The organism is Neolewinella lacunae (genome assembly GCF_014349155.1).
In the GTDB taxonomy this organism is placed as follows: Bacteria; Bacteroidota; Bacteroidia; order Chitinophagales; family Saprospiraceae; genus Neolewinella; species Neolewinella lacunae.
On the sequence record NZ_JACSIT010000104.1, the window covers coordinates 44,158 to 70,120 of the forward strand.

Consider the following 25,963-nt stretch of genomic DNA (forward strand, 5'->3'; position numbering starts at 1 on the left):
ATGAACAACCCGAAAATGCAGCACTGGCCGCTGCTGATCGCCCTGGTGGTCAGCAGCGGCCTCTGGGGTCAGTCCAGTCCCGCACGATCGGCTTACGACTCGCTCTACCAGCTGGCCGAGACCTACCCCGATGATTCCATCGCCCGTAAGTCCTGGCTCCTGCACCAGGCGGGCCGGCAGGCGAGTGCGGATGGTGACCTGCCCGCAGCCGTAGCGGCCACTCAGCGGGCCCTGGAGTTGCGCCTTTCCGACGAGATCAATTTTACGGACGAGGTACTCGTCTCTGCCTTCAACATCGGGAGCTTCCTCAGCATCCAGGGAGCTTACCGCGATGGCCTGGAATACTACAATATGGTATTGCGGCGCTCTCCCAACCGCAAAGTAGGCCAGGCCCTGTTTCAGGTGGGCTTCAACAATGGCGCGATGGGGGAATTTACCGCCGGCGTCCGGGCCATGGAGGCGGCGGCCAAATTGCCTCCCTTCAGTGAAGACGATTACACGCTGGGTTTCCTGAAAATGGAGCTGGGCCACCTGCACGTGCGCAAGGGCAACCCCGAGGGCGGCCGGGCGGCCATCCCCGTCCTCCACGAAGCCCTGGCCCTTTTTGCCGGTTTTGAAGATTCCGACTACGAGCGGATGCTGTGCCTGAATTACCTCGGCTGGGCTTACCTGGAGGCGGGTGCGCCGGACGAGGCAATCCGCCAGCTGAGCACCGCCGAAAAGCTGGCCAAAAGCCTGGAGATTTATGATGAAGACCTCTCGGCCATCTACGGCAACCTGGGCCTGGCCCACCGCCGCGCCCACCGCCCTGAACTGGCCCTGGACTATTACCGCCGGGCCCTTCGCGTAGAAAAGGCCCAGGGCGAAGACGTTCAACCGCCCAACGCGGCCATTGCGACTTTCCTGGACAACATCTCCACCGCCAAGCTCGCCAGTGGCCAGCCCGACTCCGCCCTCCACTACGCCCGCGAAGCCCTCCGCTGGGGCGTCAAAGACTACCGCCCCAGCCCCAACACTGCGGATAACCCGGCCCTGGAGTTGCTGCGCGACCAACCCCTCTCCTTGCTCATTTTCCTGCAGGACAAAGCCCGTGCCCACTACGCCCTCGGCCAACGGGGCGCGCCCGCTGAGTACCAGGCCGCCCTGGCGACCTACCGCCGCGCGGATGAATTGCTGGACCAAATGCGCCGCGACCAACTCCTCGAAGACACCCGCAATTACTGGCGGGCCGACGCCCGGGCGCTCTACGTCGAGGCCCTCACCGTTGCCGTGGCCGCCCAGGATGCCGCCGCCGCCTTTTACTTCATGGAAAAAGCCCGCGCCCGCCTCTTGCTCGATGAACTCAGCGCCGGTCGGGCCATCGAGCTCCTGCCCGAGGCAAGCCGCGAACGGCTCCAGGCTGCCGCCCGAGCAACCCGGCAAGCGGGCAATACCCCCGTCGATTTGCAACGCTTTCGCCAGCTTCAGGACAGCATCTTCACGGCCTTTCCCGCCTACGCGGCCGCCAGCATCGGTGCATCCCCCCCCGCCGCTACCGCACTGAAAACCTTGCTGGGCGACCGCGCCCTGGTGGAATACTTCATTGCCGATGACCTGGCCGTAGCGCTGGTCTGGAGCCATGCCCAAGGACTGCAAATCATCGAGCTGTCCCCTCCCCGGGGCTGGCAGCCGACCCTCCGGACCTGGCTGCAGGAGGTGGCCAATCCTGACCAGCAACTCTCCGCGGCTGCGGCCAAACGCCTTTACGACGTACTGATTGCGCCACTGGGTTTGCCAGCGGGCGCTCCGCTGCTCATTGTGCCCGACGGCGATCTGTACCTGCTGCCCTTCGGAGCCCTGCTTACGGGGCTGCCCGCAGAGCAGGCTGGCTACCAGGATTGGCCCTGGCTGGCCGCCGAACGCAGCGTGCACTACGCCTTCTCCGTGCAGTTGCTCGACTTCGCCCGCCTCCACCGGGGCCGGGGCAACGGGCGCGCCCTCGGCCTGGCACCGGTTGCCCGCCTGGGGCCTAAGGACAGCCTGGACGTCCACCTGGAACTGCCCGCCACCCTCCGCACCGTGCGCCACCTGGCCCGCCTCTTTCCCACCGATACCCTCGTCAATGCCGACGCCCACCGCGCCGCCTTCCGTGCGCGGGCCGATGCCTACAGCCTGATCCACCTGGGCACCCACGCCTATTTGGAAGACGGCGGCAGCTTCTTACTCCACAACGCCGCAAAACCCCGCTATACGATGCTCGACCTCGCGGAACACCAGTTGCTGGCCGACCTGGTCGTCATCGGAGCCTGCGAAACGGGCAAAGGCGATCAGCTGTTGGGAGAAGGCATCGCCAGCCTGGGCCGGGGCTTTGCCCGCCGGGGTGCCCCGAGCCTGGTGATGAGCCTGTGGTCCATCGACGATGCCACCACCGGGGAGTTGCTGCAAGACATGTATTCCGAACTGGCGCTGGGCGCTGGCCCCGGAACTGGCCTACACAACGCCGCCAAGCGTTACCTGGCAACCGTTACCCACCCCGGATTTGGCCACCCTTACTACTGGGCCGGGCTGGTTTACTACGGACCGGACCTGGCGGTGGAAACAGGGGGAACCGGGGGGTGGCCCGCCTGGATTTGGGCTTTACTGGGGGTAGGGGGGCTGCTGGTCCTGGCGGGGTGGATCTTCCGACGGCGAAAGCTGATGGCTTAATTGGCTTACCTTTCCCTGCTCCTTCGTCATCACCCGAGCACCTGCGCCCGCGCCCGCAACTGCCTGCTCCCGGCGCCCGGAATTTGAATTCTTGGTGCGCTGGGGATTACCTTGGGCCTTCCCGGGGGATTGCCTGGGCGCAATCTCTGCCAAAACCTAAGTGCCCATGTCCGCTCGCTGGTTTCCGGTACCGGCTGATTACCGTGAGAAAGGCCTCGCTGCCGATCTTCAGGCGGGGCTTATCCTGGGCATTCTGCTCATTCCCCAGGCCATGGCCTACGGAATGCTGGCGGGCGTAGCGCCGGTGTATGGGCTGTACGCCGCGCTCGTGCCCGCCCTGGCTTATGCCCTCCTGGCCAGCACGCCCCACGTTAATGTTGGGCCTACTGCCCTGGCGTCTTTGCTGTGCCTCAACAGTCTTACGGGCCTGGCGGAGCCGGGCACGGCTACGTATTTGGCCTACGCTGTGGTATTGGGTGCGCTGACGGGCGTCCTGCAATTGGCGGGCGGCCTGCTGCGGCTGGGGGTGGTGGTGAGCCTGTTGAGCCGTCCGGTGCTCTCCGGCTTCGTTTCAGCTGCTGCGGTGCTCATTACCGTCTCGCAGGTCCGGGTATTGCTGGGCTTCAGCGTTCCCCCGGCGGCCTATTTTCACGAGGAATTGCTGGGGATTTTTCAGGGTTTTCCGGACCTGCACTGGCCAACGGCGTTGCTGGGGCTGGGCGGGCTGGCTTTTCTTTTTGCGGCTAAAAAATGGCTGCCCAGCCGCTTCCCGGATACGCTCGTGTTGATTGCCCTCACTACCCTCCTGCTGGCCACGGTGGGCCAGGACTGGGGCATTGCCACGGTGGGGGAGATCCCGGCGGCGCTGCCGCCTTTGGTGGTGCCCGCTGTTGATTGGGCGGTCGCCCGGCAATTGCTGCCCGCCGCCCTGGTGTTGGCTCTGATCAGTTTTATCGAAACCGTATCCATCGGCGAAGCTTTTTCGGCGCGGCACAATTATTACCGGGTGCGGCCCAACCGGGAACTGCTGGCGCTGGGGCTTAGCAAAGTGGCGGGAGGCTTTTTTCAGGCGGTTCCCTCTTCGGCCAGTTTCAGCCGTTCCGCCGTCGTGGAGGATGCGGGTGGGCGTGGCCCGTTGAGTAATCTCGTGGCGGTGGCCCTGCTGCTGCTTACCCTGCTGTTTTTCACCCCCGCCTTTTATCATTTGCCGGTGACGGTACTGGCGGCCATTATCGTTTTTTCCGTCCGCAACCTCTTCGATGTGGCCGAAATGCGGCGGCTTTGGAGGTTGGCCCCGAAGGAGTTCCTGACGCTGCTCACCACTTTTCTATTTACCCTCTTCGCTGGCCTGCTGTACGGTATTGCGGGCGGGGTGGTGCTTTCCCTCTACTTTGTTTTCGCGCGGGCGGCGCGACCCCATTTGGCGGAGCTGGGCCGGGTGCCGGGTACCAATGCTTTCCGCAACCGCAACCGCTTTGCTGCGGCGGAGATCGACCCCGCCATTCTGATCGTCCGCTTCGATGCGGAGCTGTACTTTGGCAACGCGGAGTACTTCCGGGATAAACTCCGCGACCTGGCCGACCAGCGCGGCGCAGGCCTGCGGGCAGTGGTATTGGATGGTCACGCCATTCATGACATCGACAGCAGTGGCCTCCACGCGCTCAATCAATTTATGGATGATTTGCGGCAGCGCAACGTTGAATTGTACCTCTGCGGCATGATCGGGCCGGTGCGGGATATGCTCTTCAAATCCGGCCTGATGGCCAGTCTGGGGGCCAACCACAACTTCCTGTCCATCCAGGATGCCCTGAACTTTATTGCCAGCAGCGAGGCCGACCGGGGCTGGGATCTGCCAGCCGTGCAACACGATTAGCCGGAGGGGACAACGACCCTTTTTGCCCAAAACAACCTTAGTTCCCGGAAATGCGTTATCTTTGCCCCAACAAGGCAGTAAAAAGCATCGGAGAGGGAATCGCAAGATTCCCTCTTTTTTGTGCCCTGCCCCGCCTTTTTTCCCCGGGGCGCGGCCGCAGGATGCCGGGAAATGATAAATGAGCAATGTGCTATGGTCGGCAAGATCACCGAAATGTTGGAAGGTTTTTTCGCCACGGAAGCGGAGTTTGGCGATTGCTTCGTAGTCGATGTCGTTCAGACGAATACGCGCCTGGAAGTCTACGTCGATTGCGACTCAGGAATGACCTTCGGCAAGTGCCAGCGCATCAGCCGTTTTCTGGAAGCCTACCTGGATGAGGAACAGCCGCTGGGCGACCAGTACACCCTCAACGTCAGCAGCCCCGGCGTCGATCGTCCCCTGAAGTTCTTCCGGCAGTACGTCAAAAACATCGGCCGGACGCTGGAGGTGACCACCCACGAGGGGGATCAGTTCAAAGGCCAGCTCAAGACCGTCGAAGAGGCCTTCGTGGTCCTCGAAACGAAGGTGCGGCGGCAGGAAGGGAAACGCAAAGTAACTGCGGTGGAAGACGTGGAAATCGCCTTCGCCGCCATCAAGAAATCAGTAGTAAAAATTAGCTTCTAACGCCATGAATTTAGTAGATACCTTCAAGGAGTTCAGCTCCGGCAAAGCCATCGACAGCCCCACCATGGTAAGGGTTCTCGAAGATGTGTTCCGTACCCTCATCAAGAAGAAGTACACCACCGACGATAACTTCAACATCATCGTAAACGCCAGCCGGGGAGACCTGGAGCTCTGGCGCGTGCGCGAGATCGTCCCCGACGGGGAAGTGACCGACGAACTGGCCGAAATCTCCTACTCCGAGGCCCTGGCCGTCGACGAAGATTACGAGATCGGGGAAGAATGCTACCAGCAGATTTTTCTCGAAGACTTCGGTCGCCGCTCCATCATGGCGGCCCGCCAGACCCTGATCAGCCGGATCATGGACCTGGAGAAAGACGAACTCTACCGCAGCTACAACGAACGGGCCGGCGAACTCGTCCTGTGCGAAGTCCAGCAAATCCTCAAGCGGGAAATCCTGGTCATTGACGACGCCAACGGCCGCGAACTCGTCATGCCGCGCGTCGAAACCATCCGGGGCGATTACTTCCGTAAGGGAGACATGGTCCGGGGAATCATCAAAGAGGTGGAAATGCGCAACAACAACAACCCGGTAGTCATCGTCTCCCGTACGGACGAGCGCTTCCTGGCCAAGTTGATGGAGCAAGAGGTGCCGGAAATCGAAGACGGCCTCATTACCATCAAAGGCATCGTCCGCATCCCCGGAGAGCGGGCGAAGGTCTCCGTAGAAAGCTACGACGACCGCATCGACCCCGTTGGGGCCTGCGTCGGGATGAAAGGTTCGCGGATCCACGGCATCGTCCGGGAACTGAACCAGGAAAACATCGACGTGATCCACTACACCAACAACACCTCGCTTTACATCCAGCGTGCCCTTACCCCGGCGCGGGTATCGAACATCGACCTGGATATGGAGGCCCGCCGTGCTAAAGTGTACCTGGAGCCCGACCAGGTCAGCCTGGCCATTGGCAAAGGAGGAACGAACATCAAACTCGCCAGCCGCCTGGTAGAGTTTGAGATCGACGTATACCGCAACAACGAAGTAGAAATTGACGACGTAGACCTGGAAGAATTCAAGGACGAAATCGAAATGTGGGTACTGGAGGCCTTCAAGTCCATCGGTTGTGACACGGCCCGCTCCGTACTGGAGTTGAGCGCCGAGGAACTGGTGCGGCGGACGGACCTGGAGGAGGAAACGGTACTCAACGTACTGAGCATCCTCGCTGCCGAGTTCGAAGAGGAGAACTAAGCCTGAACGGGCTTCGTGCCTGTTTAGCGGACAAAAGGGGCAGCACTTTGGCTGAAATCCACCGGGCAGGGTGCACAACCTTCTGAAATTCTGGATTGTTTATCCCGGAAGCGGGGCAGGGAGATACGGTTATGTAAAGCTTGTGTCTTATCTTTGCATCGCTTCCGGGAAACTGTCCTGGGACCGTTCTCTTCAAGCAGCGTTGGGAAGAGGAAAAATTCCGGCAATTTAGGGTAGTTCTAAATCGCCCCGCGTCGGCACAACGCGGTTAAACATTGGCGTGCATAAAAGATCGAATGAGTAAACGACTAATTAAAGTAGCGAACGAATTAAACGTGGCCACCTCGACTATCGTCGAGCACCTGACCGGGAAAGGTTTCGAGATCGAGAATAAACCGACCGCGCAACTTACCCCCGAGATGGAGAACGTGGTGCGTGATGCGTTTGCCAAGGCCCTTTCGGATAAGAAAAAAGCGGATGCGCTGGAGTTCAATACGCGTCCGACGGCCACTCCTGCGCCGCCGCCGCCCGCACCGGGCCGGGGTAGCACCTTGCCGCCTCCTCCTCCCCTGAGTGGCCGCCCCCTGCCGCCCCCTCCGCCGCCGCCCAGCCGCGTCCCGCCCCCGGTTGTACCTCCGGTCCCTGCCGCCAAAGCTGCTCCGGTGGATCCCCCGCCAGCCCCCCCCGCTGCGCCCAGTACTCCACAGGCTCCCCCGCCAGCCGCCGCAACGCCTGCCGCGTCTACGCCACCAGCCGCAACTCCACCAGCCCAGCCAGAGCGCAAGGCACCAGGACTGAAGGTGATTGGTACGATCGATCTCGATGCCGCCAAGCGCGCCGCCAAGCCAGCCCGCAAGCCCGAGCCCCAACGACCCGCTCCGGCGCCGAAGGCCCAATCGCCCGCGCCGCAGCCACCGGCCGCAGCCCCCAAAGCGGCACCCGCCTCCGCCAGTTCCGACAATGCGCCACCGCCCGCTCCCGCCGCCGGAACGCCCACGGACGACTCCCAGCCCATCCGCGCCGCCCAACCCACCCTGCGCGGATTGAAGGTGATGGGCAAAATCGAAATCAAGAAGCCGGAGAAGAAGGACGCCACCGACCCCAACCGCCGCAAGCGGAAACGGAAAAAAGTAACCACCGGCCCCGCCGGCAGTGAAGGAAATACCAGCCGCCCCGACGGTGGCGGACGCCCCGGCGGAAGCGGCCCAGGTGCCGGAGCCGGCCGCGGCCGTACCGCTGGCCCAGGCAACGACTCCCGCGAGGTCTCCGCTAAAGACATCGAGGACAAAATCAAGGCCACCATGGCCCGCCTCCACGGTGGCGGCGACAAGAAAAAGCGCCAACGCCAGAAACGGGACAACCGCGAGCGCATCCGCGAACGCCAGGAAGCCATCGAGGCCGAACGCTCCAGCGACAAGCTCCAGGTAACGGAGTTCGTCACCGCACAGGAACTGGCCAACCTGATGGACGTAGGTGTGGGCGATGTCATCATGGCCTGCATGAACGCCGGTGTCATCGTCTCCATTAACCAACGCCTCGACGCCGAAATCATCGAACTGGTGGCCGAAGAATTCAACCACGAGGTAGAATTCATCACCGCTGAGAAAGAAGAAGAAGAGGAAGTCGTCTGGGTAGACGCCCCGGAAGATCTGGAAGAACGCCCGCCCATCGTCACCGTTATGGGCCACGTTGACCACGGTAAGACCTCTTTGCTGGACTACATCCGCAAAACCCACGTCACCGAGGGCGAAGCTGGTGGCATTACCCAGCACATCGGTGCCTACGAAGTGGTCAGCGATTCCGGTAAGAAGATCACCTTCCTCGATACCCCGGGTCACGAAGCCTTTACGGCCATGCGTGCCCGCGGTGCTAAGGTTACCGACATTGCCGTCATCATCATTGCTGCCGACGACGACATCATGCCCCAGACGAAAGAAGCCATCAGCCACGCTGAGGCCGCCAACGTCCCCATGATCTTCGCCATCAATAAGGTCGATAAGGAAGGAGCCAACCCCGATAAAATCAAGGGTGAACTCGCCGCTATGGGCTATTCCGTCGAGGAATACGGCGGCAAGTACCAGTCGCAAGACATCTCCGCCCTCAAAGGCATCGGGGTCGATGAGCTGATGGAAAAGATCATGCTCGAAGCAGAAGTCCTGGAACTCAAGGCCAACCCCAACCGCCCGGCCATTGCAACCATTGTGGAAGCTTCGCTGGAAAAGGGACGCGGCTACGTCACCAAAATCATCGTCAATCACGGTACCCTGCGGGTGCAGGACATCATCGTGGCCGGTGAGAATAGCGGCCGCGTCAAGGCCATGTTCAACGAGCGCAACAAGCGGGTCACGGAAGTTAAACCCGGCAGCCCCACGCTGTTGCTGGGTCTCGACGGTGCTCCCCAGGCCGGTGAGATGCTCAAGGTGATGGCCAACGAGCAAGACGCCCGTCAGCTCGCCGGCCGCCGGGCCCAAATCGCCCGCGAACAGGCCAACCGTGCGTCTAAGCGGATCTCGCTCGACGAAATCGGCCGCCGCCTCGCACTCGGCAACTTCAAGGAACTCAACCTCATCGTTAAAGGTGACGTGGACGGATCCGTGGAAGCACTCGCCGACTCGCTGATCAAACTGTCTCAGGAAACCGTTCAGGTGAACGTCATCCACAAAGCCGTTGGCCAGATCATCGACTCCGATATCCTGCTGGCAACGGCCTCCGATGCCATCATCGTGGGCTTCCAGGTGCGGCCCAGCAGCTCCGCCCGGAAACTCGCCGAGCGGGAAGGTGTCCAGATCAAGACCTACTCCATCATCTACCAGGCCATCGAAGAAATCCGGGACGCCATCGAAGGAATGCTCGAACCCACCAAGGAGGAGCGCACCCTTTGCCAGATATCCGTCCGCGAAACCTTCAAAATCTCCAAGTTGGGTACTATTGCGGGTTGTTACGTCGACGAAGGAAAAGTCACGCGCAATACCCTCGTCCGCGTTATCCGCGACGGCATCGTCGTCTACCCCCTCAAAGAGGGGATGGTTGGCGAATTGGCGAGCCTGAAGCGCTTCAAGGACGATGTCAAAGAAGTTCGCGCGGGTATGGAATGCGGTCTGAACCTGAAGGGCTTCAACGATGTCCAGGAAGGTGACGTCATCGAGGGCTACGAAATCATCGAAATCGCCCAGAAGATGAAGTAAGCCCACCGGGTTTGCCACAAACTTTTTACAAAATCAATAACCCCGACTGGAATCATTTCTGGTTGGGGTTATTTTTTTGCCCTGTTTTATCGTGCCTGGAACGGCCAGGCGTGCGGGTCACCGTGCCGTTTTTTTTTGGGGGGCGCGGACGCAGGATGCTGAGGAAGTGGAAGGAGCAATGGAGGTGCTGCCCGCGCAGGGCTTGCCGTCATTCGGGTGGTTTGCGCCACTGCCGGCTGCCGATGCGGAAGATGAGCTGCTGCTGGCCGGGGAAAGATGCTACGTAACGCCGTAGCAAAGCCGTCTGGCTGACTAAGCTGGCCGGGCTAAGGGCCTCGTACCGCAGGAGGTCGCCCCGGTAGAGGTAAAGGCCACCGAGGTAGGTGGAAGATTTGACGGCGTAGCGGGTGGGGCTGAGGCGCACAAAGCGGCTGGTGTCGGCTAGTTGGGTCAGGTCGGGCTCGTTGAGGAGGTAAACGAGTTGGTCCTGGCGGTAGACAGCGGCCCAGTCGTAGACGGCCACGGCCAGATCCAGGGGCAGGGGGTAGGCGGGCTGGCCTGCGAGGTAGCCCTTAAGGATGTTGGTATCGAGGATGGAATTTTCGGTGGCCCAGTCGTCGAGATCGCCGGTGTTGTAAGCCATCAGGGTGGCGCGGCGGACGGGCGGAATGCCCTGGCTGGAACGATCCCGGTACTGGTGGAGGCGTACGGTGCAGGTCAGCAAGAGTCCGGGGCGGAGTTCTTCCACTGCGCGTAGCAAGGCAAAATATTGCACCTGCGTCCGCGCCGTCCAATCACAGTCCATTTGCAATTCTGCGTACCCTGGCGCGAGGATACGATCGAGCAGGCGCAGGATGTCCTGGGCCAGGCGGGGAATTTCGCTGGCGGGCAGTTGCTGCAAGACCTCGTTGGTGAGGAAGACGACGGGGATGAGGGGGGGCAGGCCCGCCGAATCCCGGGCGGTGAGCAGTGCCGTGGGTTCCGCCCGGCCATTTTCCCAGGCTACGTCAAAAGCCTTTACGTAAAGCCGCGTGCTTCCCGTTTCCTCAAGCATCTGCCGGGCCGTGGAATCCAGGACGAGGGTGCTTTCCCAGTGATAGAAGTTGGTTTGCAAGGGCTCCGGTGCTGCTGGCTGGCAGGCCATGCCCAGCAACAGGGGCAGCGCCGCCAGCCAAAAGGAGATTGGAGGAACAGGGCAAGGCACGGTCCGCTCAAATTTCCACAACTTCCTCCAGGTGGGGTGCGCGCCAGGCCTGGAAGCCCTTTTCTTCCAGGCTGGCTCCGAAGGCCTCCATCCGGTCGATGGTGCCGTGAACGAGGAAAATCTCGCGGCATTTCTCGCGCTGGTTGGCCAGGAAGTCGAGCATCTCGGAGCGGTCGCCGTGGGCGGAGAAGCTGTCCATCACCACCACTTTGGCCCGCAGTTCGTGGTACTGGCGGAACAGTTTGAGGCCCGTGGCGCCATCCCGTAGTTTGCCCCCCGGGGTTTCGGGGGAACAGTAGCCGACGATAAAAATTGTGTTGCGGGGGTTGCCCATGGTATTGGCCAGGTGGTGCTTACTGCGCCCGGCGTTCATCATGCCGCTGGCCGAAATGATGATGGCTGGCCCGTCGAGACTGTTCAGGGCTTTGGATTCATTGGCGTCGTGGATGTAGGTCAGCCCATTGAACCCGAAGGGATCGTCGTCGGTCAGCAGGTATTCGTTCAGGTCGGAGTCAAAGCACTCGGGGTGGGCGCCGAAGACGGTGGTGGCGTTTACGGCCAGGGGGCTATCGACGAAGACCTTGATTTTGGGCAGTTGCCCGCTGCTTTCCAGCTGGTCGAGCATGTAGACGATCTCCTGGGTTCGCCCCACGCTGAAGGCGGGCACGAGGAGTTTTCCGCGACGCTCCACGCAAGTGTCTTTGATGATGCTCAGGAAGCGGGCCATTTCGTTGGGGGCGGACTCGTGCTCGCGGTCGCCGTAGGTGGATTCGCAGATGAGGTAGTCGCACTCGGGCATGGGCTGGGGGTCGCGCAGGAGGGGCCGGTTGGGGCGGCCGATGTCTCCGGTGAACCCGACGGTAACCACGCTGCCGTCGCTTTTGCGGATGCGCAGGGTGACGCTGGCGCTGCCCAGAATATGGCCACTGTCGCGGTAGGTCATTTCTACGTCGGGGTGGATGCGTTCCCAGTGGTTGTAGGGCAGGCCGATGAAACGGTCGAGGGCGGGTTTGACGTCCTTGCGGGTGTACAACGGCTCTTTGCTCTGGCCGAATTTGCCGTTCTTCTTGTTAAAGTATTCGGCGTCTTTTTCCTGGATGAAAGCCGAATCCAGCAGCATGATGGCGCAGAGACTGCGCGTGGCGTGGGTGGAGTAGATGTTCCCTTGGAAGCCGTCGCGGACGAGCTTGGGGACGCGTCCGGTGTGGTCGATGTGCGCGTGGGAAAGGATCAGGCAGCCGATGGACGCGGGTTGGAAGGAGAAGTTTTCGTTGAAAGACTCCATCTCAGCGCTGCGCCCCTGGTAAAGACCGCAATCGAGCAGAATTTGAAAGCCATCGTCGAGGGTAATTAAGTGGGCGGAGCCGGTGACTTCGCGGGCAGCACCGCAAAATTGGATTTTCATGACTTGATCAGCTTTGCCGCAAGGTAGGGGATTAGTAGTTCATAGTTCATAGTTCATAGTTCATAGTTCATAGTTCATAGTTCATAGTTCATAGTTCATAGTTCATAGTTCATAGTTCATAGTTCATAGTTCATAGTTCATAGTTCATAGTTCACTAGTGACGGGACTATTGAACTACTGAACTACTGAACCAACTACACCATCCACACCCGTACGCCCAGGATGAGGCCAAAACATCCCAGGGCGAGCGCGCCGGTGCGCTGGACCTTGAGGAGTACTTCGGGGCGCAGGATGTCGCGCAGTTTCCTGGCCGCCACTATTTTTATGGTATCCGTCAGGATGATGGTGCCCAGGACGCCAGCGTAGATGGCCCAGGCCTGGGGCTCGGATAGTTGCCGGTCGTGCACTTGGGTGATGGAGAAAAAGGACCAGAAACCGACGGTGAAGGGGTTGAAGGTGTTGATGGCCAATCCCTGGGCGAAGGCGGAGAGTACCCCGCGCTTGGTGGGCATGATGCGGTCTCCGGATAGGTCAGGCGGGGAACGGAACCACATGAATAGCGCCGATCCGACGAGGATGAGACCGCCGATGCTGCCTACGATTTCGTTGAAGTAGGTATGGTTCATGACCTTGCTCAGTCCGCCCATCCCCAGGTGGATGGCCCAGATGAAGGCTGCGTCGCTGCACCAGATGCCGAGGGCTCCTGCCAATGCGGCCAGCGTCCCTCTCCGCAGGCTGAGTTGCAGCAACAGCACCAGCAGGGGCCCCGCAAGTAAAGACAGGAGGAGACCGGCACGAACGCCTTCCAGAATGTAGCCAGTAAGATTAATGATCCGCTGTTTTGACGAGATAACGCAGTGCGGGGCCGGAAGGATCATCCGCCGGCGGGCCGCCCTGGGAAACGGGCCAAAGATAAGCGCACCCTCCTGGTTCAGGCCTTGGGTTCGTCGGCCAGGATCTGGTCGGCGTGCTCGCTGGTGTTGACCTTGGTGTACACCCGGTCGATTTTGCCAGCGGCGTCAATCACTACGGTGGTGCGCAAGACCCCGTCGAAGGAACGGCCCATAAATTTCTTGGGTCCCCAGGTGCCGTAGGCGTCCATCATCCGGTGCTCTTCGTCGGCCAGCAGCGGCATGGGCAGTTGGTATTTGGTGATGAACTTCTGGTGTTTGGCCGGGGAATCGGGGCTGACACCGAGGAGTTCGTAGCCCCGGGCCCGGAGTTCGGCGTAGCCATCGCGCAGCGAGCAGGCGGCGGCCGTACAGCCGGGGGTATCGTCTTTAGGGTAAAAGAAGATGATCAGTTTGCGGCCGGCGTAATCGGCCAGGGAGACGGTGCTGCCGTCCTGGAGGGTACCCGTGAAATCGGGGGCGGTATCGCCTGCTTTTAGTGTAGTCATGGCAGTACAACGGAGGAAATGCGGAGAGGTTGTGGGGGCTGGCACTTACCTTTGTGCCATGCAAAAGACCCTGGTTCTGCTTGGCGTACTCATCGTCGCCGTTGCCGTTTACTGGCCCATCCTGCGGGTAGCGCGGGAGGACATTGCCGCCCGTGCCCGGGCCGGATTGAGTAACAGCATGCTTTACGCGGTGCTTCTGCTCCCGCTGTTCGGTCCCTTGATTTACCTGGTGGTGCGGCGCTACTTCCGCGTTTAACCTTCCAGCGCCAGTTGGCTGGCGGCGACGAAACGCTCCAGATAGTCCGCTAAGTAGCGGCGCTTGTACTGCATGACGAAGCGGGGATGGGCCAGGGGGATGACCTGGCGAAACCAGCCGTACTGTTCGTTGAGGGCGGTGATGAAGGCGTGGTTTTTTCCTTCGCCCAGGACGAGCAGGTGATCGCGGCGGCCGCCGAAAGCCAGTTGGGCTTCGAAGTTGGCGATGATGTGGGGGAGGACCGCTGCCTGGAGGGCTTTGCTGTCGTAGTAATTGTAATTTTTGCCGTCTTTGGTAAAGCCCAGCGGGCAGGCGGAGGTGATGTAAAAATCCCGGTAAAAAGCTTCAGGGCCGCCCATGGCGTCGATCCAGCGGTAGATGAATTCCGAGCTCAACTCCGGCCGTGAGGTAAAGGGGTGCTCAATGGCGCAGGCTTCGCGGAGCGTCTTGGGGCCGGTGAAGGGGACGCCCGTGACGCCCGCCCCGAAGCGGCCGGGGTTGATGCCCATGACGAAGATCCGGGGCCGGGCGTCGGCAAAAAACTTGTGGTAGAAAGCGGTCATGGTGGCCTGGGTGTCGGGGGCGTGGTAGGGGAAAATCAGGTCTACGCCCGCCGGTAATGACCAGTCGGGTTGCAGGGTTTGGAAGTGGTAGTGAAGGACTCGTTCGCCGAAGGTCACCAGGCAGGGGGGATTGGGGTGGGTGTAAGGTAAGGCCTTTTGGCGGAGGCTGGGCCGTCCATTGCTCCATTGTCCGCAGCCCCGCATCCTGCGGCCGCGCCCCGGTAGCTCCCCGTCAATAATCTATCCCGGCGCTGGCGCGTTATCAATGGGCAAGTAAAAAAAGCAAAGTATGTCTCCGCGCAAAAAAGTCTTCGTCGGTGTCTTTTCCGGCCTCGCGTTCCTGGTGCTGACCGCCGCCACGGTGAGCCCCCTCAACGACAAGTACTTCGAAATCATGAAGGCCATTGAGGTGTACACCAACGTTTACAAGGAGGTCAATACCTACTACGTGGACGACATCGAGCCCAACAAACTCATGCGCACCGGCATCGAGGCGATGGTAGGCTCCCTCGATCCCTACACCAATTACATCAGTGAAACGGACGTGGAACTGGCCCGCCTGCGGCAAAGCGGCAAATACCAGGGCATTGGCGCCGAGCTGGAATACATCGACGGACTGCCCACCATCATGACCCTCTACCAGGGGCAGCCCGCCGACGCCGCCGGCCTGAAAACCGGCGACCGCCTCCTGCAAATTGACGGCCGCGAAACCACCGGCTACAACCTGGAGCAACTCGAGGAAATCATGCGCGGCTTCCCCGGCACCACTATGGAACTCACCATCGAACGCCCCGGCAGCGGGCAGCAGGAGCTCAAATTGCTGCGTGGCGACGTCAACATCCCCAACGTGCCCTACTACGGTATGCTGGAAAACAACGTGGGCTACGTGGCCCTCACCACCTTCACCCAGCAGGCGGGCAAGAACGTCCGCGATGCCGTAGCCAAGCTCCGCGCCGAAAACCCCAACCTGGCCGGCGTGGTGCTGGACCTGCGCGACAACGGCGGTGGACTGCTCAACGAAGCTGTGGACATCGTCAATATCTTCGTCCCGAAAGACGAACTCATCGTCACCACCAAGGGAAAAGTGCGGGAATGGGACCGCAGCTACAAAACGAACAACAATCCGCTGGACCTGGAGATTCCCGTTGCCGTACTCATCAACGACCACTCTGCTTCCGCCTCCGAGATCGTCAGCGGTTCCCTGCAAGACCTCGACCGGGCCGTCCTGATCGGCCAGCGCAGCTATGGCAAGGGCCTGGTGCAAAACATCATGGAGACGGGCTACGGCAGCCGGGTAAAGATTACGACGGCCAAGTACTACATCCCCAGCCAGCGCTGCATCCAGGCGCTGGAATACCGCGACGGCAAGCCCTACGATATCCCCGATGCGCAGCGGGCCGTCTTCAAAACCCGGGCGGGCCGCAAGGTGCTCGACGGGGGTGGGGTAGCCCCCGATATTGAGCTGCCCATCCTGGGCGGTAAGGCCATCACGCAGGGCCTGCTGGAAGACCACGTCATCTTCGACTTCGTCAACGAGTGGGTCGCCGACCACCCCACGATCGACTCAGTGGCCAATTTCCATTTTAAAGACTGGGATCGCTTTGAGGCCTTCCTTCAGCGCGGCGAATTTGAGTACACTTCCAAAGCCGAGAAAGCCCTCGAAAAGGCCCTGGAAGAGGCCAGGGAAGAAGGCTACGACATCAGCAGCCAGCTGGCCGCCATCCAGCAGCAAGTCGACCGCGAGCAACTGGCCGCCATCCAGAGCTACCGGGAGGAAATCATCAGCATCATCGAAAAGGAAATTGCCGGGCGCTACTACTACCAGCGGGGGCAGGTCCAGATGGGCCTGCGCAACGACCGCGAGGTCCAGGAAGCCATTGCCGTGCTCAACGACCCGGCCCGCTACGCGGCGCTGTTGAAGTAAATCCTTTTTCCCTTGGTCCAATCCATCCTGGCTAAAGCACTGCTTTCTCCCATCTCGCTGCTTTACGGCCTGGGAGTGAGCTTTCGTAACTGGACGTACCGCCGTGGCCTCCAGAAGAGCATTTCCTTTTCCGTGCCCGTCATCAGTGTCGGGAACCTCAGCGTGGGGGGGGCGGGCAAGACGCCCCACATCGAGTACCTCATCCGGGGGCTGGATCCTTACCTCAACATCGCGACGCTGAGCCGGGGCTACCGGCGCAAGACCCGGGGGTTCCTTCGGGTGCGGCCGGGCATGAACGCCGAAGAAGTGGGGGATGAGCCCTTGCAGTACGCGCGGAAATTCCCCGAAGTGGTCGTGACCGTAGCCGAGGAGCGGGCCTTCGCGATCCCGGAAATCATGGGCCAGCGGCCGGATACCCAGTTGATCTTGCTCGATGATGCCTTCCAGCACCGTTCCGTAAAACCGGGCCTCAACATCCTGCTGACCGAATTTTCCAAGCCCTTCACCCGCGATTTTCTGCTGCCCAGCGGCCGCCTGCGGGAGTGGCGTTCGGGCTACGAGCGGGCCGACATCATCATCGTATCCAAGTGTCCGCCGACGCTCGACCGGGCCACGGCCGATGCCCTGCGCGACGAGATCGCCCCACTGCCCCACCAGCGGGTCTTTTTTTCTTACTACGACTACGCCGCACCCTACTACCTGCTCGATCACCGCTACCGCCTCAAGATGGATGGCAACGTCAATATGCTGCTCATTTCGGCCATTGCCGGGACGGATTACCTGCTCCAACACCTGCGGGGGCAGAGCCCCCTGGTGCAGAGCCTGGAGTTTGAAGACCATCACTATTTTGACCGTGGCGACCTCGGTACGCTCTTGCTCCGTTTCCGCGAACTGCCCGGGGAGCACAAGGCCATCATCACCACCGAAAAAGACGCGATGCGACTGGAGTTGCACAAGGCGTTCATCGCCCAGGAACGGCTGCCGGTTTTCGTGCTACCGCTGGCGGTGCGTTTTCACTTCGGCGAGGGGCCGGAATTTGACGTGCTCGTGCGGGACTTTCTCCTCGAATTCAAGGCTTAGGCTTCCGCTTTTTTCGGGGAATTTATGGGGCGCGGCCGCAGGTGCCGGGGGAAGTTGAACGGCAAAGCGGGCGGACACCGTACCTTGCGGCCATGTCTGGACTCGTCTACCGCCTATTCCATTTCCTGAGCCGCTGGATGCTGCGTCTGTTTTACCCCGGTATGGAGGTTGAAAACGTGCACTACGCCAACCACCCCGGGCCAACCTTGCTGTGTGGGAACCATCCCAATACGCTGATCGATCCCCTCATCGTAGGCATCCATCTTAAGCCCCAGATCTACTTCCTGGCCAATGCTGCCATGTGGCTTAATCCCGTGATGGCTTTCCTGATTGACCCTTTCTGCATTCCCGTGGCCCGGCCCAAAGACAAGCAGGTGGGGGCTACGCAGGGGGACAAAGACGAGGTCTTCGACCGCACCTTCGCCGGCCTGGAAACGGGAAAGGTAATGTACATCGCTCCGGAAGGCATGAGCGAACTGGAGCGCAAACTCCGGCGCCTCAAGGGTGGGGCCGCCAGCATGGCCCTCGAAGCCGAGCGCCGCAATGACTGGCAGCTGGGCCTCTCCCTCCAGCCCGTCGGGGCCAACTACGAAAGCCCCACCACCTGCTTCAGCCGCGTGTTCATCCGCTACGGCGAACCGGTGGACGTACTGCAATTCCGCGAGCAGTACGAGGCCAGCCCCGTCCGGGCCATCCGCTCCCTCACCAACCTCCTGGCCGAGCGGATGGAGGCACTGCTGATCCAGACCAAAGACAAGGCCGAGGAGCGTCTCCTCCGGCCCATCGAACGTGCCGTGCAAAACGACCATCCTTTGTCGGTAGGCCCCCACCACTACCGTACGCAACGGATCCTGGCGGCCTTGCGCGCGCTGCCCGAAGCGGAACGGGAAGCCCTGCGCACCACCGCCACCGCCTACGAAGAAGGCCTGCGGAAGACCGGGCAGATGGACATCGAGTTCAGCCAGCACCCCGAGCGCAAACTCAAAGCGGGTACGCTATTGGCACTGCCCTTTTTTCTTTACGGACTGCTCAACCACCTCCCCTGGCTGCTGGCCATCAACGGCATCTGGAAAGCCCTCGGCATCGACCGGGGCTACAAGGCGACGGTGCAGACCCTCGGCAGTTGGATCATCCTGCCGTTGCTCTACCTGCTGCAAACCTTGCTGTTCAATTGGCTCTACCCCGCTGGCTGGGGCTGGTTGTACCTGCTGAGTTTGCCTGTTTCCGGCCTCTTTGCCCTGAAGTACTGGCTGAACTACCGTGCCTTCTGGGCGGGGCGCTTCACTGGCAGTAAGAGCGACGATGCCCAACTGAAAGCCCTCCGCGCAACGATGCTGGCCCAGCTGGGGACGATGGATGCGGTTGTCGAGTAAGCTTTTTGGCTGGAAAATCGTGGATCTGCATAGGTTTTTATGCAGATCCAGGTTTGAAACGTGGATCTGCATAACTTTTCATGTAAATCCATAAGTGCACCGTGGATTTGGATCCATAATCCTCCTACGCTTAGCAAATGCCTGAAAACCGAATCGACCGCTATTGGGCTAGTGGCCTGCCCCCAAAAGTTCAGCGTACCTTCGCGCCAATGATCACTTCCCAACCCCTTACCTATACCGAAATCCTGGCCCAGCTGGTGGCCTTTCCCGTCCACGGCGGCGAAGGAAACCTCTCGATCGCCAACTGGATCAAGGATTATCTGACGGGCTACGGCGTAGCTTACCACACGGTACCCGACGAAACGGGAACGAAAGAAGCCATCCACTGCCGCATCGGTCCGGCCACGGACGGCGGGATCATTCTGAGTGGGCACATGGACGTGGTACCTACGGTGGGCCAGCCGTGGGAGACGGACCCCTACACCCTGACGGAGAAAGACGGCCGACTCTACGCCCGGGGCAGTTGCGACATGAAGGGCTTCCTCGCCTGCTGTTTAGCAAGCGTTCCCTTGCTCCTGCGTTCGCGCCTGAAAAAGCCCGTCTATTTTGCCTTCAGCTTCGACGAAGAGATTGGCTGCATGGCTGGCGACCTGCTGGCCGGAGCCATTCGCGACACCTATTCCGAAAAACCCGCCGGGGCCATCATCGGCGAGCCCAGCATGATGATGCCCATGGTGGGGCAGAAGGGCATCATGGTGTACACCACCATCGTGCGGGGCAGCCAGGGCCACAGCAGCCGCATCAAGCAGGAGGTGGACGCCATCCACGAAGCAGCCCGCCTGGTGATTTGGCTGGAAGATAAAATGGACAGCCTCATTGCCGCTGGCCGCATCGACCCGCGTTTTCACCCCGCCCATACGAGCTTGCACGTGGGCACCATCCAGGGTGGCTCGGCCTTCAACATCATCGCCAACGAGTGTCGCTTCGACTGGGATTTTCGCAACATTCCCATGGACGATGCCGCCGCCATCTTCGCCGAGTTTGCGGCGCACTGCCAGCAGCGGGAGGCGCTCCGCCGGGCCGTTTTCCCGGGCTTTGCCATTGAGCACGTCCCCATGCATCCGCCCGTGCCTGCGCTGGATACGCCCGAGACTGCGGCCATCGTCGACCTCGCCAAGCGGCTCACAGGCGTGTACACTACGGGTACGGTTTCTTACGCCGCCGAGGCCGGGCAATTTTCCAACGCTGGCTTCCCCGCCGTGATCTGTGGCCCCGGAGACATCGCGCAGGCGCACCGGGCCAATGAGTTCGTGGACATCGCCCAGCTGGAGGCCTGCCAGTCCTTTTTGCGGCGCTTGGCGGAGGAGCTTTCATAAATCTCCTCCCACGGAATTTTGCCGCAAAGGCCGGGGACCAAGAGATTTCGCCAACTTTATTACCTTTCCGGTAAAGTCGTTGTATGCGTTATTTCTTTCTCGCCTTGCTCTTGGGCACGCTGCTGCATTGCGGAGGACCCAGGCCCACCCCCGTCCTCACCCTCCAGCCCAACGACCACATCGTGCTCGTGGGCGGCAACCTCTGCTCGCGGATGCAGGAATTTGCCCACTTTGAGACGGAGCTCCACCTGCGCTTCCCCAACGAGCGCCTCTTCATCCGCAACCTCTGTGACGCGGGAGACACCCCGGGCTTCCGGGCCCACTCCGCGCGGCTATCGCCTTTTGCCTTTCCGGGGGCCGAAAAATTCCATACCCAGGACGGTCTTAGCCGCGATTCGGATTCTCAGGGCTTTTTCCCCACGCCGGAGGAGTGGCTGGCGGAGTTGGAGGCCGACGTCATCCTCGGCTTTTTTGGCTACAGCGAGTCCTTTGCCGGGCCGGAGGGCCTGGACAATTTTCGCGGCGAACTGCGGGCCTGGATCGATTACACGAGCCTGGCGGATTACAATGGCGAGGCGCCGCCCCGCATCGCGCTGGTGTCTCCGACGGCTTTTGAAGACGTGACGGCGCGCCTGGATGTGCCCGACGGCAGCGTGGAAAACAAAAACCTCCAACTTTACACCGAGGCCATGCGCGAGGTAGCCGCCGAGGCTGGTGTGCCCTTCATCGACCTCTTTACGCCCACCGCAGAGTGGTTTGCCGGGGCCGACGACTACACCACCGACGGCGTACAACTCACCGACGCTGCCTACGCCAAGCTGGCCCCGTGGCTGGCCGATCGCCTCTTCGGGGGGCGGGCCGACCAAGGGGCGCGGGCGCAGGTGCAGGGATTGGTGAAGGAGAAAAATTGGCTCTGGCAGAACGACTACAAAATCCCCAACGGCGTCCACGTCTACGGCCGCCGCCACGCCCCCTTTGGCCCGGATAACTACCCCATGGAGCTGCGCAAAATCCGGGAAATGACGCTGCTGCGGGATTCCGCCATCTGGCTGGCCCTCCGGGGCGAAACCCTCGACTTGGTTGCGGCCGACGCCAAGACCTTCTCCCTGCCGCCCGTTACCACCAACTATTCCCTGACGGAGGAGGACGGCACCGTTGCCTACCGCTACGGCGAAGAACTGATGCAAACCTTCGAGACCGCTCCCGGCTACGAACTCCAGCTCTTCGCTTCCGAACAGGAATTCCCCGAGTTGGCCAACCCCGCGCAGATGAGCTTCGATAACCAGGGGCGGCTCTGGATTGCCTGCATGCCCACCTATCCCCACTACCGGCCGGGAGACCAGCGGCCCAATGACAAACTCATCATCCTGGAAGATACCGACAACGACGGCAAAGCCGATAAATCCACCGTCTTTGCCGACGACCTCCACGTGCCCGTCGGCTTTGAGCTCGCCCCGGAAGGCGTTTACGTTTCCCAGGGTACCCACCTGAAATTGCTCAGGGACACGGACGGCGACGACCGCTACGACGAGGCCGAAATCATCTTCTCCGGTTTCGACGATCACGACACCCACCACACCACCAGTGCTTTCACCACCGACCCCTCGGGAGCCATCTACATGGGCGAAGGCGTTTTCCTGCACACCAACGTGGAAACGCCCTACGGCCCCGTCCGGGCCACCAACGGTGGTTTCTACCGCTTCAGTCCGCAGCGCCGCCATTTGGAGCGCACCGCCCAGGTCTCCATCCCCAACCCCTGGGGGATTGCCTTTGACCAGTGGGGGCAACCCTTCTTCGCCCACACTTCGGGCCCTACCGTCAACTGGATGCTGCCCAGCACCATCCGCAACCAGTACGGTGCCCAGGCTCCGCTGACCCGCGACCTGATCGAAGAAGCCCACCGGGTAAGGCCTACCTCCGGACTGGAATTCGTATCCAGCCGCCACTTCCCCGACGAGGTACAGGGCGATATGCTCATCAACAACACCATCGGCTTTCTGGGCATGAAACAGCACCGGATGATCGACGATGGAACGGGCTACGACACCCGCTGGCGGCAGGACCTGGTGAAGGGGACGGACCCCAACTTCCGGCCCGTCGATATGGAATTTGCGCCCGATGGCTCTCTGTACTTCATCGACTGGCACAACGTTTTGATCGGGCACATGCAGCACAATGCCCGGGATCCTTTGCGCGACCACGTTCACGGCCGCGTCTACCGCATCACCTATCCCAGCCGGCCGCTGGTGGAGCCGGCCCGGGTGGCTGGCGCGCCCATCGCTACCCTGCTGGAGAACCTGAAACTGCCGGAATACCGCAGCCGCTACCGCAGCCACCGGGAGTTGCGCGGCCGCGATTCCGCCGAGGTGCTGCCCGCCGTAAAAAGCTGGGTGGCCGCCCTCGATAAACAAGACCCCAACTACGAGCAATACCTGCTGGAAGGACTGTGGGTGACCTGGGGACAAAACCGGGTAGACCAAGCTTTACTCGAAGCGGCCCTCGGAGCCAGCGATTACCGCGTCCGCGCCGCCGCCGTGCAGGTTCTGCGCTACAGTGGCCACCAGATTGCCCGGCAGACGGAACTGCTCAACGCCGCCGCTGGCGATGCCCACGGGCGCGTCCGGATGATGGCCATCGTGGCCGCCACCTGGCTGCCCGAAGACGCCGGGAAAATGGTCTTGGCCACGGCTGGCCAACACGCCATTGACCCCTGGACGGAAGCCACCTACGCCGCCGCCCCCAAGTTCCTCACGGGCGAAGGGCTGGACCTCACCAAGGAAGCCGAAATCACGGCCAACCACCTCAAAGGGGCCGACCTGGAGCAGTTTGCCGTTGGCCGGGACATCTACCACCAGGACGGATCCTGCGTAACCTGCCACCAGGGTTCGGGCAAAGGATTGGTCAGCTCCGGCTTCCCGCCTTTACTGGCTTCCGAGTGGGTGACTGGAGACCCGGAAGTGCTCGCCAAAATCCTCCTCAAAGGACTCATCGGACCCATCAAAGTCCTGGGGCGCGAATACCCGGGCCAGGTGCCGATGACGCCCTACGAAGACTTGCTGGACGATGCGCAGATGGCCGCCGTGATGACTTACGTACGCAACTCCTTCGGCAACCGGGCTTCGGTGGTGTCGGCAGACTTCGTCGCTGCCGTGCGGGCAAAAGTAGAGGCCTCCGGACAAAAAGGCTACTACCGCGCCGAAGACTTAAGCAGCCAGGCTTCCCGCAAGTAGCGGGTTGCCAAAAGCGCCCGGCACCCTCGCGGGGAAATGGGTAGTTTTGCAGTATGAAGTGGAACAGCGCGCTACTGTACCGGACGGCCCTGTGGACGAGCATTCTGGGGATTTGTGCCTTCGTCGTTGACTTTGGGTTTGACCAATCCGATCTGTACCAGCAGCTGCTGGATGGGTTTTATTTCCTGGTCATTGCCGTTGGCCTGGCTGCCACCTTTACGCGCTATTTTCTGGATGCCAAATTGTTCCTTCGGCGGGTATTTGCCTTTGATTTGCTTTCTGTCCTCTATACCCTGTACATTTTCTACATGTACTTGTTTGTCGGGGAAGCCTTCCAGACGGATTTGATTCTGGAGAACCCCGTATGGGTGGTATTGGCGGTGATCCTGACGTTTTTCCGGGAGTTTTTTGAAATCCGGCTCAACCTAAGCCGGACCTACCTGAACCCGGCGCAACTTTTCATTTTCAGCTTCCTGACCATCATCTTTTTCGGGGCCTTCCTGCTGATGTTGCCCAATGCCGCCAACGAAGACATCGCTTTTCTGGATGCCTTATTTACCTCCACGAGTGCGGTGTGCGTAACGGGCTTGATTGTAGTGGATACGGCGACGTATTTTACCCCCTTCGGGCAGTTCATCATCCTGGTACTCATCCAAATCGGGGGCCTGGGTATCCTGACCTTTGCCAGCTACTTCAGCTACTTCTTCAAGGGCGCGAGTACCTACGAAAACCAGCTTACCCTGAGCGAGATGACCAACTCCCAGAAGGTGGGCGAAGTCTTCAGCACCCTCAAGTACATTATTCTCATCACCTTCACGGTCGAGGCCGTCTCCGCCCTGTTCATCTATTCTACCCTGAGCAGTGCCGATTTTGGTTCTTACCTGGAACGGATGTTTTTCGCGGTCTTCCACGCCGTTTCGGCTTTTTGCAACGCGGGCTTTTCCACGCTGACCAACAGCCTGTACGAAGAGGGCTTCCGCTTCAACTACGGCCTGCAGTTAATGGTCATATTTACCTTCGTACTTGGCGGCCTGGGCTTTCCGATTGTGGTCAATATCCTGGAGTACCTGCGCTATCGCTTCATCAATATCTTCCTGAAAAGGAAAGCCAACCAAACCTACCGCCCCTGGGTGCTCAACATCAATAGCCGGATCACCCTGGTAACGACGCTTACCCTGACGGCCCTGGCCTTCGTACTTTTCTTCATCCTGGAGTACCGAAATACCCTGGCGGACCACTCGCTCTTCGGCAAAATGGTCACGGCCTTATTCGGCGCGGCTACTCCCCGTACGGCGGGCTTCAATTCGGTGGACATGACGGCCCTGACCTTCCCAACCATCATGATCACTTTCCTGCTCATGTGGATTGGCGCTTCGCCCGCCTCAACGGGGGGAGGGATTAAGACCAGCACTTTTGCCATCGCCACCCTCAACATCCTGAGCCTGGCGCGGGGGAAAACGAAGATCGAAGTCTTCCAACGGGAGATTGCCGACATTTCGGTACGCCGGGCCTTTGCTACCATTTCCCTGTCCCTGATCGTCATCGGGCTGGGCATCCTGCTGATTACGGTCTTCGACCCCGAGAAAGGGCTGCTGAACATCGGCTTTGAGTGCTTCTCCGCCTACAGTACCGTAGGGCTGAGCCTGGGCATTACGGGGGCTTTGAGCACGGGCAGTAAGCTGGTCCTCATTGTCATCATGTTCGTGGGCCGGGTGAGCATGCTTTCCATCGTCATTGCGTTCTTCAAGAAGGTAAAACACACCAACTACCGTTATCCCACCGAAGAGATAACGATCAACTAAGTTTCAAAAATGAAGTACATCATCGTAGGCCTCGGGAATTTCGGTGCTTCGCTCGGCGAGAAACTCACTGCCCAGGGCAATGAAGTCATTGGCATCGACAACCGTATGTCTAAAGTCGATGCCCTCAAGGAAAAGATCTCCCACACGATTTGCATGGATGCCCTCGACGAGTTCACGGTCGTTGGCCTGCCGTTGCTCGACGCCGACGTGGTCGTCATCGCCATCGGCGAAGACCAGGGCGCCAATGTGATGGCCACGGCCTTGTTCAAAAACCTGGGGGCCAAACGCATCATCAGCCGCTCCGTCAATGCCCTGCACGAGCGGGTGCTGGAGGCCATTGGCGTTACCGAAATCGTCCGTCCCGAAGAAGAAACCGCCGAGCGCTGGGCCAAAAAACTCTGCCTGACCAACGTGGTGGATTCTTTTGAACTGAGCCCGGATTTCAGCATCATCGAGGTGAAAGTCCCCGAAAAATTCGTTGGTAAGGCGCTCAAGGACATCAGCCTGCGGGCCGAGTACAACCTGCTGGCCTTAACGACGATCCAAAAAAAAGAAGTGAAAAGCATCGTTGGCAAAAGCCGCACGGAAAGACAAGTGCAAGGGGTTGCTGGCCCCAACACGGTCTTGGGTGCCGAAGACATCCTCGTAGTTTACGGCTCCAACAAGGACCTGCGTACGTTCATCAATCAATAAGCGCCG

18 protein-coding genes are annotated in these 25,963 nt (G+C 60.5%); 13 read left to right on the forward strand and 5 right to left on the reverse strand.

Annotation, left to right across the window (positions count from 1 at the left end; translation table 11 throughout):
* The 5 genes from H9S92_RS11425 to infB all read left to right on the forward strand — a co-directional run bounded on the left by H9S92_RS11425 (window position 1) and on the right by infB (window position 9,652).
* On the forward strand, window positions 1–2,685 hold the full coding sequence (locus H9S92_RS11425) for a CHAT domain-containing protein (RefSeq protein ID WP_187466852.1): 2,685 nt from the start codon (window positions 1–3) through the stop codon (window positions 2,683–2,685).
* 166 nt (window positions 2,686–2,851) lie between these two features.
* The gene (locus tag H9S92_RS11430) at window positions 2,852–4,558 is read left to right on the forward strand and encodes a SulP family inorganic anion transporter (protein ID WP_187466853.1); all 1,707 of its coding nucleotides are present in this window, start codon (window positions 2,852–2,854) and stop codon (window positions 4,556–4,558) included.
* A 192-nt stretch (window positions 4,559–4,750) separates the two neighbouring features.
* On the forward strand, window positions 4,751–5,221 hold the full coding sequence (locus tag H9S92_RS11435; protein WP_187466854.1) for a ribosome maturation factor RimP: 471 nt from the start codon (window positions 4,751–4,753) through the stop codon (window positions 5,219–5,221).
* Window positions 5,222–5,225: 4 nt separating this feature from the next.
* Complete coding sequence (gene nusA, locus H9S92_RS11440) at window positions 5,226–6,467, forward strand: transcription termination factor NusA (protein ID WP_187466855.1); 1,242 nt, start codon at window positions 5,226–5,228, stop codon at window positions 6,465–6,467.
* A 296-nt stretch (window positions 6,468–6,763) separates the two neighbouring features.
* Window positions 6,764–9,652, forward strand: coding sequence for a translation initiation factor IF-2 (gene infB / locus H9S92_RS22525; RefSeq protein WP_187466856.1), 2,889 nt, complete (start codon window positions 6,764–6,766; stop codon window positions 9,650–9,652).
* A 208-nt stretch (window positions 9,653–9,860) separates the two neighbouring features.
* Here infB and H9S92_RS11450 read toward each other — a convergent pair whose 3' ends face one another.
* From H9S92_RS11450 to bcp, 4 genes are all read right to left on the reverse strand, one after another.
* Window positions 9,861–10,856: a hypothetical protein gene (locus H9S92_RS11450; RefSeq protein ID WP_187466857.1), complete on the reverse strand. Its 996-nt coding sequence runs from the start codon at window positions 10,854–10,856 to the stop codon at window positions 9,861–9,863.
* Between the two features lie 7 nt (window positions 10,857–10,863).
* Window positions 10,864–12,261, reverse strand: coding sequence for an MBL fold metallo-hydrolase RNA specificity domain-containing protein (locus H9S92_RS11455; protein WP_187466858.1), 1,398 nt, complete (start codon window positions 12,259–12,261; stop codon window positions 10,864–10,866).
* A gap of 194 nt (window positions 12,262–12,455) precedes the next feature.
* Window positions 12,456–13,139 carry a LysE family translocator gene (locus tag H9S92_RS11460; protein WP_187466859.1) on the reverse strand — a complete coding sequence of 228 codons (684 nt, stop codon included), beginning with the start codon at window positions 13,137–13,139 and terminating at the stop codon, window positions 12,456–12,458.
* A gap of 53 nt (window positions 13,140–13,192) precedes the next feature.
* The gene (gene bcp / locus H9S92_RS11465; protein WP_187466860.1) at window positions 13,193–13,660 is read right to left on the reverse strand and encodes a thioredoxin-dependent thiol peroxidase; all 468 of its coding nucleotides are present in this window, start codon (window positions 13,658–13,660) and stop codon (window positions 13,193–13,195) included.
* A 58-nt stretch (window positions 13,661–13,718) separates the two neighbouring features.
* Here bcp and H9S92_RS11470 point away from each other — a divergent pair, with 58 nt between their 5' ends.
* Window positions 13,719–13,916 (forward strand): hypothetical protein, encoded by a 198-nt coding sequence (locus H9S92_RS11470; RefSeq protein ID WP_187466861.1) that lies wholly within the window; start codon window positions 13,719–13,721, stop codon window positions 13,914–13,916.
* Here H9S92_RS11470 and H9S92_RS11475 read toward each other — a convergent pair.
* Window positions 13,913–14,596 carry a uracil-DNA glycosylase family protein gene (locus H9S92_RS11475; RefSeq protein WP_187466862.1) on the reverse strand — a complete coding sequence of 228 codons (684 nt, stop codon included), beginning with the start codon at window positions 14,594–14,596 and terminating at the stop codon, window positions 13,913–13,915. The two genes, H9S92_RS11470 and H9S92_RS11475, sit on opposite strands and share 4 nt — an antisense overlap.
* Before the next feature lie 172 nt (window positions 14,597–14,768).
* Between H9S92_RS11475 and H9S92_RS11480 the strand changes: the two genes are divergently transcribed.
* The 7 genes from H9S92_RS11480 (at window position 14,769) to H9S92_RS11510 (ending at window position 25,957) form a co-directional block, all read left to right on the forward strand.
* Entirely contained in the window at window positions 14,769–16,403 is a 1,635-nt protein-coding gene (locus H9S92_RS11480; protein ID WP_246463815.1) for a S41 family peptidase, read from the forward strand.
* A gap of 12 nt (window positions 16,404–16,415) precedes the next feature.
* Window positions 16,416–17,483: a tetraacyldisaccharide 4'-kinase gene (lpxK, locus tag H9S92_RS11485; protein ID WP_222936063.1), complete on the forward strand. Its 1,068-nt coding sequence runs from the start codon at window positions 16,416–16,418 to the stop codon at window positions 17,481–17,483.
* Between the two features lie 92 nt (window positions 17,484–17,575).
* Window positions 17,576–18,856 (forward strand): 1-acyl-sn-glycerol-3-phosphate acyltransferase, encoded by a 1,281-nt coding sequence (locus H9S92_RS11490; RefSeq protein ID WP_187466863.1) that lies wholly within the window; start codon window positions 17,576–17,578, stop codon window positions 18,854–18,856.
* Window positions 18,857–19,065: 209 nt separating this feature from the next.
* Window positions 19,066–20,232, forward strand: a complete 1,167-nt coding sequence (argE, locus tag H9S92_RS11495; protein WP_187466864.1) for an acetylornithine deacetylase — start codon at window positions 19,066–19,068, stop codon at window positions 20,230–20,232.
* A gap of 83 nt (window positions 20,233–20,315) precedes the next feature.
* On the forward strand, window positions 20,316–23,462 hold the full coding sequence (locus tag H9S92_RS11500; RefSeq protein ID WP_187466865.1) for a PVC-type heme-binding CxxCH protein: 3,147 nt from the start codon (window positions 20,316–20,318) through the stop codon (window positions 23,460–23,462).
* Window positions 23,463–23,515: 53 nt separating this feature from the next.
* Entirely contained in the window at window positions 23,516–25,264 is a 1,749-nt protein-coding gene (locus H9S92_RS11505) for a TrkH family potassium uptake protein (RefSeq protein WP_187466866.1), read from the forward strand.
* 9 nt (window positions 25,265–25,273) lie between these two features.
* Window positions 25,274–25,957: a potassium channel family protein gene (locus H9S92_RS11510; RefSeq protein ID WP_187466867.1), complete on the forward strand. Its 684-nt coding sequence runs from the start codon at window positions 25,274–25,276 to the stop codon at window positions 25,955–25,957.
* Window positions 25,958–25,963 lie beyond the last annotated feature (6 nt).

Coding starts and splice junctions, on each gene's coding strand:
- H9S92_RS11425 (WP_187466852.1), top strand. CDS start 1: ATGAACAACCCGAAAATGCAGCACTGGCCGCTGCTGATCGCCCTGGTG.
- H9S92_RS11430 (WP_187466853.1), top strand. CDS start 2,852: ATGTCCGCTCGCTGGTTTCCGGTACCGGCTGATTACCGTGAGAAAGGC.
- H9S92_RS11435 (WP_187466854.1), top strand. CDS start 4,751: ATGGTCGGCAAGATCACCGAAATGTTGGAAGGTTTTTTCGCCACGGAA.
- nusA (WP_187466855.1), top strand. CDS start 5,226: ATGAATTTAGTAGATACCTTCAAGGAGTTCAGCTCCGGCAAAGCCATC.
- infB (WP_187466856.1), top strand. CDS start 6,764: ATGAGTAAACGACTAATTAAAGTAGCGAACGAATTAAACGTGGCCACC.
- H9S92_RS11455 (WP_187466858.1), bottom strand. CDS start 12,261: ATGAAAATCCAATTTTGCGGTGCTGCCCGCGAAGTCACCGGCTCCGCC.
- H9S92_RS11460 (WP_187466859.1), bottom strand. CDS start 13,139: ATGATCCTTCCGGCCCCGCACTGCGTTATCTCGTCAAAACAGCGGATC.
- bcp (WP_187466860.1), bottom strand. CDS start 13,660: ATGACTACACTAAAAGCAGGCGATACCGCCCCCGATTTCACGGGTACC.
- H9S92_RS11470 (WP_187466861.1), top strand. CDS start 13,719: ATGCAAAAGACCCTGGTTCTGCTTGGCGTACTCATCGTCGCCGTTGCC.
- H9S92_RS11480 (WP_246463815.1), top strand. CDS start 14,769: ATGTCTCCGCGCAAAAAAGTCTTCGTCGGTGTCTTTTCCGGCCTCGCG.
- H9S92_RS11490 (WP_187466863.1), top strand. CDS start 17,576: ATGTCTGGACTCGTCTACCGCCTATTCCATTTCCTGAGCCGCTGGATG.
- argE (WP_187466864.1), top strand. CDS start 19,066: ATGATCACTTCCCAACCCCTTACCTATACCGAAATCCTGGCCCAGCTG.
- H9S92_RS11500 (WP_187466865.1), top strand. CDS start 20,316: ATGCGTTATTTCTTTCTCGCCTTGCTCTTGGGCACGCTGCTGCATTGC.
- H9S92_RS11505 (WP_187466866.1), top strand. CDS start 23,516: ATGAAGTGGAACAGCGCGCTACTGTACCGGACGGCCCTGTGGACGAGC.
- H9S92_RS11510 (WP_187466867.1), top strand. CDS start 25,274: ATGAAGTACATCATCGTAGGCCTCGGGAATTTCGGTGCTTCGCTCGGC.